We start from the raw sequence: 435 nt of genomic DNA, 5'->3' as shown, positions 1-435 counted from the left end.
TAATTCCTCTTTGCTTTGTGTTAATTCCTCTTTATTCCGAGCCAGTTCCTCGCTCGTCTTCTCCAGCTCTCCACGCTTCCGATCCAGTTCTTCCTGCATCTCATCAATCATCAATTGTACCGTATTCCGGTCCATTTCCCGCAGTTCCTCTGAAAAAAATCCCATCACAACCTCCATGTTCCGGCATATCTCATACGCCTGCTGGTACATGGGCTTGAATTCCGGATAGGCTTTGATAAGCTTTATGATCTCCTCCGGCTCATCCGTACTCAAAAACAGCAGCCATGCATCTAATTTCCCTGTTACATCTTTATTTTGCTGTGTTTTCTTAAAAATGTCAATAGGGATAAAAATATATTTCTGCAACAGCTCTGCCTTAAGCCCCGTGTCCGATTTCTGTCCAAACCGATGAACATACACGTCCGGAAACTCATG

Annotated in this window: 1 pseudogene; it reads right to left on the bottom strand. The window is 44.1% G+C overall.

Features of this window, described 5'->3' with window-relative positions:
* A pseudogene (locus VSQ61_RS22760) lies at positions 1–435 on the bottom strand (PD-(D/E)XK nuclease family transposase); the annotation flags it as partial.

It is taken from the genome of Candidatus Merdisoma sp. JLR.KK006 (assembly GCF_036941035.1).
Lineage (GTDB): Bacteria > Bacillota > Clostridia > Lachnospirales > Lachnospiraceae > Laedolimicola.
Note: the sequence above shows the minus strand (reverse complement) of the source record. Positions and strands in the feature narration are given on the sequence as shown.